We start from the raw sequence: 7000 nt of genomic DNA, 5'->3' as shown, positions 1-7000 counted from the left end.
TCCAGATCAGTTGCAATACGACGACCTGTTCTACGTCTACCGCAAATACGCCGTGGTGTTCCGCCGCACCGACGCGGGCTTCGACCGTTACTGGCTCGAAGGCGAGGTCGATCTCAACCAGGCCGGTGTCGTGCGCGACGGTGACGCCTATCGGGTCGTCAGCGACCGCCTGTGAGCGGTCCGGCGATTGACCAGGATCAGGCGTAGGTTTCGGTGCGCTTCTGGCGGAAGTACACCGCGGCCGCGATCATCGCGACGCCGGCAACGGCGCCGATCCACAATTCGCGGGACATGAGCACGTTGAGCAGCCCGTCCACGGACAAAAAGTTGTGCATGAAGTCGAGCTTGTTGAGTCCGACGTTGATATCGCCGTTGACGTTGCTGACGCGCGCCAGACCCGCGCTGACCCAGCCGCCCGGTACGACGCCGAACACGATGCGACCGAAGATGTTTTTCCAGTACCAACCGCTCGGCAACGCGAATTGCTGCAGCAGATTGATCCAGGCCACGATAGCACCGACCAGCAGCGGCAGCAGTACCGCCCACAGGAACGGCTTGGAGCGCACAAAGCTCGAGCACAGCAGCAACCAGCCGACCGTCGGCAGCGCCCATAGTGCATTGATCGGGATCAGGATGAGGAGCTTGAGCCACAGCGCGATCAGGTGATCCGGCGACCACAGCAAGGGCAGCGGGTTTACTCCGTGCAGCATGGCGTACAGGCTGGTGAGCGTGAGGAAGGCCAGGTGCAGCATGATAATTGCGGCGGTGGCCAGCAGCGGCGCGACGAGAACGGCGGCCACAACCTTCGACAGCACCGTGCTCAAATCCGACACCGGCAACGATTTCCAGAACAGCGCACTGCGGTCGCGACGATCGTCGTAGAGCGCGCCGAGCAGATAGAAGAACACGACGAAGGCCAGCGCAATGCCGATCGGCGCGCTCATGCCGAGCAGGCCGATATCCACGCCCGCGGCGAATTTCACCGTGTTCTCCGCCGTCATTTTTTCCGCGAGCTGACCCAGATTCATGCCGCTCACGTTGATGCCGTGCTGGTGCGCGGTGATATCGGCCGTGATCAGGACCAGCAGAACGATCGAGATGAAGACCAGCGCAACGATCAGCGGCGTCCAGAAAAAACCGCCGCGGTGCTCCCAATATTCGCGTTTGACCAGCCAGGCAAATACGCTGACGGGTGTAGGGGCGTTCGTGGTTGCGACCGCGTTCATGCGTAGGTTCCTTTCATCGTGGCGACAAACAGATCGGCAATGCTCGGCTTGTGCAGCTCGCCCAGGCTGGCGAGCTGCGCATGATCCACGCCGTCGAACAGAAATATGGATTTGCCGAAAACCTGGCGTTCGCTGAGTGGCTTCAGCGCACGCGCGGCATCGGCCTTGTCCGGCGCGACCATCACTTCGGCGTAGCGTTCGCCGATGTCTTCCATGCTCGCATTGAGTATCAGCTTGCCGTCCCGGATAAAGATGAGGTCGGTGAGGATATGCTCGATTTCCTCGACTTGATGCGTGGTCACGAGGATGGTTTTCTGCTCGTCGAAATAGTCGTTGAGCAGGCTGGCGTAGAACTCCTTGCGATACAGGATGTCCAGGCCCAGGGTCGGTTCGTCGAGCACGAGCAATTTCGCGTCGATCGCCATCACCAGCGCCAGGTGCAGTTGCACGATCATGCCCTTGGACAGTTCGCGCACGCACTGGGTCGACTTGATCTTGGTGCGCGCGAGGAAGGCGAGGCATTTGTCGCGCGAGAAGCGCGGATGCACGCCACCGACGAAGTCGACCGCATCGCCGACTCTGAGCCAGCGCGGCAGCACGGCAACATCGGCGATGAAGCAGACCTGCTGCATCAGGGCCGTGCGCTGGTGGCGTGGATCCAGACCGAGCACCGAAAGCTCGCCATCGAATTCGGCCAGCCCGAGAATAGCCTTGAGCGCCGTCGTCTTGCCGGCGCCGTTGGGACCGATCAGGCCGACGATGCGCCCGGCCGGGATATCGAGATCGACATGATCGAGCGCGAGCGTCGTGCCGTAGCGTTTGGTCAGACCGCGCGCGCGAACAATGTTGCTGGCGGAGTCGGTGTTGTTGACGTCGGGTGTCATGGTGTCGTTCCGTTGGTATTCTTCGTCTGCGCGAGCAAGGTGGGTAGATCGAGGCCGAGCCGGACCAGGCGCTCGCGCAGCAGCGGCCATTCCTCGCGCAGGAAACGCTCCCGCTCCGAACGCAACAGCGCAGCGCGCGCGCCTTCCGCTACATACATGCCAAGCCCTCGCCGTTTTTCCACCAGATTATCGTCGACCAGCTCCTGATACGCCTTGGACACGGTGATCGGATTCAACTGAAAATCCGCCGCGACCTGGCGCACCGATGGCAGGGCATCGCCCTGCTTGAGCACGCCGTCCAGAATCATCGCCACGACGCGATCGCGCAACTGGCGATAGATCGGGGCATTGTCGTTCCAGGTGACGGTCATGGGTATCCTTGACTCAATTCTTGTGAGTGCGTGCGAGCACTTTGCCCAACGAATAGTAGGGCATGTCCAAGCGCAGCCGATGATGTTCGGCAGCTTCGATCAGTACGGCGTCGAGCATTCCATTGCTGTCTTCGTCGGCGTCCGGGGCGATATTGCCGATCATTGCCGGTTGTGCCGCCGCGGCGATCGCTTCGGCGTCGGGGTAGACGGTGATCGTCGACAGGATCTGGATGCGATCGGTTGGATCGATGCGCGCGGCGATCACTTCTTCCTCGCTCGGACGCACATAGACGGTGGGCAGAGTGGGAAGCGATTGTTCGACCGCGGCATTGGCGGCGGCGATTTCTTCCGCACTCGGGCGCACCGAAATCGTCGGCAGGGTGATTGCGGTCAGGGTCGTTGCCGCTGCTGTCGCGGCGGGCACGCGGTTGTGCAGAGTGGCTGCACCGAGAATCATCGCGCCAGTCAGCGCGAACAGGCTGAGTCGAATGACTGGGGTGGACGCGTTCATGTTCTTCTCCGTGGGATCAGTGTGAACTGAAGTAGTAGTGTTGTATGTAACTATAACACCAGATCACGTAATGTCAACAGGGAAGTTCAAATAAAATCATGGTGGGCCTAGCGCGGCTGCGGTTTGTGAAATAACAATATGAAAATCAGTGTAATGCGTGACATTTGAAAGGGTGTATGGAATGCCAGCAGCCACGTGGACTATCGTTCCGGCGGCTTGGGAACCCCTGAACAACCCGTTGGTCATCATTATTCGCCGCTTCCGCGGCTCACCCTTCGGGCCATTCGCTGTGCGAATGTTCGCTTCGGCATCCTGCCTTCGCAGTCCGGCGAATGCCGGAATGACGACTTGTTCAGATCAACCTTGGGATAGGGGATTTGCGTAGTGTCGCGATGAAATTGCTGTACCGAGCTCGCATTCCTCAGGCGATTGCGGCCTGGTCGAGTTCCTGCTGGGCAGCCAGCCACGCGTGTTCCAGCGCGTCGATTTCCGCGGCGAGCACGGCGGAGCGCTGGCTGAAATCGAGCATCTGCGAGGTGGATGCGGTCGCATAGAGCTGCGGATCGGCAAGCTTGCTGCCGAGCGTCTGCTTTTCTCTTTCGAGTGCGGCCATGCGCTGCTCGATGCGCTGGATCTCCTTGCGCAGCGGCGCCAGCTTCGCACGCTGCTCGGCGCGCCCGCGACGCTCGTCGCGGCGCCGGCCGCTCGATGCCGGCATGCCCGCAGCGCCGACCGACGCATCGGTATTCTCGCGTTGCACCGCGCGCGAGTAGTCGTCCAGATCGCCGGCATAGTCGGTGATGCGGCCGCCGCCAACATGCAGCAGGGTGTCGCAGCAGGTGCGGATCAGCGAGCGATCGTGCGAGACCAGCACGAGCGCGCCGGTGTAGTCGTTCAGCGCTTCGGTCAATGCCTCGCGCATATCCAGATCGAGATGGTTGGTCGGTTCGTCGAGCAGCAGCAGGTTCGGCCGCTGGTATACGGTCAGCGCGAGACACAGGCGCGCCTTCTCGCCGCCGGAAAACGGCGCGACGATATTCAGCGCGCGCTCGCCGCTGAAGCCAAAGCCACCGAGAAAATCACGCGCCGAGGCTTCGCCGAGTTTGCCGTCTAGGCGCTTGAGATGTTCGACCGGCGTCGCGTCCGCATCGAGCTGCTCGAGCTGATGCTGGGCGAAATAACCGATTGCCAGATCGCGCGCGGCGATGCGTTCGCCGGCAAGCGGCTGTGCGGCGCCGGCGAGCAGTTTTATAAAAGTGGATTTTCCCGCACCGTTCGCACCGAGCAGGGCGATACGGTCGCCCGGCGAAAGGCTCAGCTTGATTCCATCGAGCACGTGGCGCTTGCCGTAGCCCGCGGCCACCTCGTTCAGGCGCAGCAGCGGCACCGGCAGCGCCGCGGGTTCGCGGAACTCGAAACGGATCGGCGACGCGGCGCGAATCGGCGCGATATCGACCATGCGTTCGAGCGCCTTGATGCGGCTCTGCGCCTGGCGCGCCTTGGTCGCCTGCGCGCGGAAGCGATCGACGAAGCGCTGCAGATGCGCGCGTTCGCGCTGCTGCTTTTCGTACATCGACTGTTGCTGCGCCAGACGTTCGCTGCGCTTGCGTTCATAACCGGTCAGGTTGCCGCTGAACAATTCGGCGCGCTGATCGGCGATGCTGAGCATATGCGTGACCACCGCGTCGAGAAATTCGCGATCGTGCGAAATCACCAGCAGGGTGCCCGGATAGCGCTTGAGCCAGCCTTCGAGCCAGAGCACGGCGTCGAGATCCAGATGATTGGTCGGCTCGTCGAGCAGGAGCAGATCGGAGCGGCACATCAGCGCCTGCGCAAGATTCAGGCGCATGCGCCAGCCGCCGGAGAAGTCGCGCACGTTGCGCGTCTCGTCGCCATTGGCGAAGCCCAGCCCGTGCAGCAAGGCGCCGGCGCGCGCACGCGCAGCGTAGCCACCGATGGTCAGCAGGCGCTCGTGCAATGTCGCCTGACGCAGGCCGTCGTGCGCAGCTTCGGCCGCAGCAAGGTCTTTCTCGACCTGACGGAATTCCACGTCGCCGTCGAGCACATAGTCGAGCGCGCTGACGTCCAGTGCGGCGATTTCCTGACGCACGAAGGCCATCGTCCAGCCGCGCGGGCGTTCGAAATGACCTGCGTCGGGCGACAGTTCGCCGGCGACCAGTGCGAGCAGGCTGGATTTGCCAGCGCCATTGCGTCCGCTCACGCCGATGCGCCAGCCCGCGTGCAGGGCCAGATCGACATGTTCGAGCAAAAGCAGGGGGCCGCGCCGCAGCGCGAGATCGTCGAAACGCAGCATGCCGACATTTTAACCGGGATCGGTTGCGATCCATCGGCTGATAGCTGAACGAAAGGAGAATCCCGCGGGAACCCGCGCCGCCCATGCGGGTCGAAGCGACCGGTTTCATTTGCCTTCGGGCATGCGGGGCCGCACAATACGCGGCCTTTTGCGCCCTCAGAGCCATTCGAGGGCACCTTCCCAGAGTCCGATCCGGACTCATCCAACGATTTCGTATAGATATGCCAGGAGCAGATATGACCCAGTTTTTGCGTAAAACCCTGATCGCGGCCGCCGTAGCCGGAGCGATGACCGTCGGCGGCACTGCGTTCGCGCAGGACAAGGTCGCCGCAGCCGCGGCGCCGTCCGCGAACAAGGCGGCGATCGACGCAAAGTTCAAGAGCGAGAAGGAAAAGTTCGGTTATCTCGTCGGCAGCCAGATCGGCCAGAATCTTGGCCAGATCAAGGACGAAGTCGACATCAACACGCTGATCGCGACCTTGCAGAATTCGCTGAAGGGCACCAAGCCTGTGCTGACCGAGCCTGAAATGCAGGAAGTGAAGCAGGAGTTCATGCAGAAGCTGCAGGCCAAGCAGACCGCGAAGATGGCCGAAGACGCGAAGAAGAATCAGGCCGAAGGCGACGCTTTCCTGGCCAGCAACAAGACCAAGCCGGGCGTGAAGGAAACCGCGACGGGCTTGCAGTACCAGGTGATCAAGGCCGGTACCGGTCCGAAGCCGAAGGCTACGGATATCGTCAAGGTCGAATACGTCGGCACCAAGGTCAACGGTACCAAGTTCGATGCGTCCGCCGATCACGGCGGTCCCGCCACGTTCCCGTTGAACGGCGTGATCCCCGGCTGGACCGAAGGCGTGCAGTTGATGCCGGTCGGTTCGGAGTACAAGTTCTTTGTGCCGGCCAAGCTGGCTTATGGCGAAGGTGGCCCGGGCCCGATCGGCCCGAACGCGACCCTGATCTTCGACGTGACCCTGGTCAGCATCGAGCCGCCCGCACCCGCCGCTGGCGACGCGAAGGCGGCAGCACCGGTGAAGAAGTAACAAGCAAAGCGGGTTTTGCAGTAGATAAAGAAAGGCGCGGCCAACACCGCGCCTTTCTTGTTTCCAACTTTCTGATTGGCGTCTAAAGCCAGCTAATGTTCCCTTCTCCCGCGTGCGGGAGAAGGTGCCGACTGCGAAGGCAGGAAGCCGAAGCGAACGGCGCAGCCGGCCCGAAGGGCACGCCGCAGGAGCGGCGTGTAACGCGGATGAGGGGAAGATTGCGAGGCTTTCGCAGACTTTCCCTCACCCAACCTCTCCCGCAAGCGGGAGAGGGGACTATCTGGCAGAGTTTCAGCACCGATCGGGTAACTCTTTACAATGCGTTCCTTACGCGTGGTGAGTTGAGGGTGGTTTGATGCGCATCAGTATTTTTGGCACCGGCTATGTCGGCCTCGTCACCGGTGCTTGTCTCGCCGAAGTGGGCAACGAAGTCGTCTGTGTCGATATCGACGCGGCGAAGGTCGCGCGCCTGGATCAGGGTGAGATTCCGATCTTTGAGCCGGGACTGGGCGATCTCGTCGCCGCGAATCGCGCCAGGAAGCGCCTGCGCTTCACCACCGACGCACAGGCCGCGATCGCGCACGCGCAATTGATCTTCATCGCGGTCGGCACGCCGCCGGACGAAGACGGCAGTGCGGATCTGAGCCATGTGCTCGA

Annotated in this window: 7 protein-coding genes; 2 read left to right on the top strand and 5 right to left on the bottom strand. The window is 62.1% G+C overall.

The genetic code is table 11. From position 1 onward, the window contains the following. Positions 1–197: 197 nt before the first annotated feature. The 5 genes from VIE67_RS09675 to VIE67_RS09655 form a co-directional block, all read right to left on the bottom strand. Positions 198–1226 carry a hypothetical protein gene (locus VIE67_RS09675; protein WP_332025644.1) on the bottom strand — a complete coding sequence of 343 codons (1029 nt, stop codon included), beginning with the start codon at positions 1224–1226 and terminating at the stop codon, positions 198–200. Next, a complete protein-coding gene (locus VIE67_RS09670; RefSeq protein WP_332025642.1) occupies positions 1223–2110 on the bottom strand; it encodes an ABC transporter ATP-binding protein in 888 nt (295 codons plus the stop codon). The genes VIE67_RS09675 and VIE67_RS09670 overlap by 4 nt, the downstream gene beginning before the upstream one ends. Then, positions 2107–2481 (bottom strand): GntR family transcriptional regulator, encoded by a 375-nt coding sequence (locus VIE67_RS09665; protein ID WP_332025640.1) that lies wholly within the window; start codon positions 2479–2481, stop codon positions 2107–2109. The genes VIE67_RS09670 and VIE67_RS09665 overlap by 4 nt, the downstream gene beginning before the upstream one ends. A 13-nt stretch (positions 2482–2494) precedes the next feature. Beyond that, positions 2495–2992 carry a hypothetical protein gene (locus VIE67_RS09660; RefSeq protein ID WP_332025638.1) on the bottom strand — a complete coding sequence of 166 codons (498 nt, stop codon included), beginning with the start codon at positions 2990–2992 and terminating at the stop codon, positions 2495–2497. A 421-nt stretch (positions 2993–3413) separates the two neighbouring features. Beyond that, positions 3414–5306, bottom strand: coding sequence for an ATP-binding cassette domain-containing protein (locus VIE67_RS09655; protein ID WP_332025636.1), 1893 nt, complete (start codon positions 5304–5306; stop codon positions 3414–3416). Between the two features lie 236 nt (positions 5307–5542). Here VIE67_RS09655 and VIE67_RS09650 point away from each other — a divergent pair, with 236 nt between their 5' ends. Together VIE67_RS09650 and VIE67_RS09645 are read left to right on the top strand one after the other, a co-directional pair. Then, positions 5543–6343 (top strand): FKBP-type peptidyl-prolyl cis-trans isomerase N-terminal domain-containing protein, encoded by an 801-nt coding sequence (locus tag VIE67_RS09650; protein WP_332025634.1) that lies wholly within the window; start codon positions 5543–5545, stop codon positions 6341–6343. 355 nt (positions 6344–6698) lie between these two features. Continuing rightward, on the top strand, positions 6699–7000 hold a 302-nt coding region (locus VIE67_RS09645), incomplete at its 3' end, for a 2-dehydropantoate 2-reductase N-terminal domain-containing protein (RefSeq protein WP_332025632.1).

Source organism: Rudaea sp. (genome assembly GCF_036560865.1).
In the GTDB taxonomy this organism is placed as follows: domain Bacteria; phylum Pseudomonadota; class Gammaproteobacteria; order Xanthomonadales; family Rhodanobacteraceae; genus Rudaea.
Note: the sequence above shows the minus strand (reverse complement) of the source record. Positions and strands in the feature narration are given on the sequence as shown.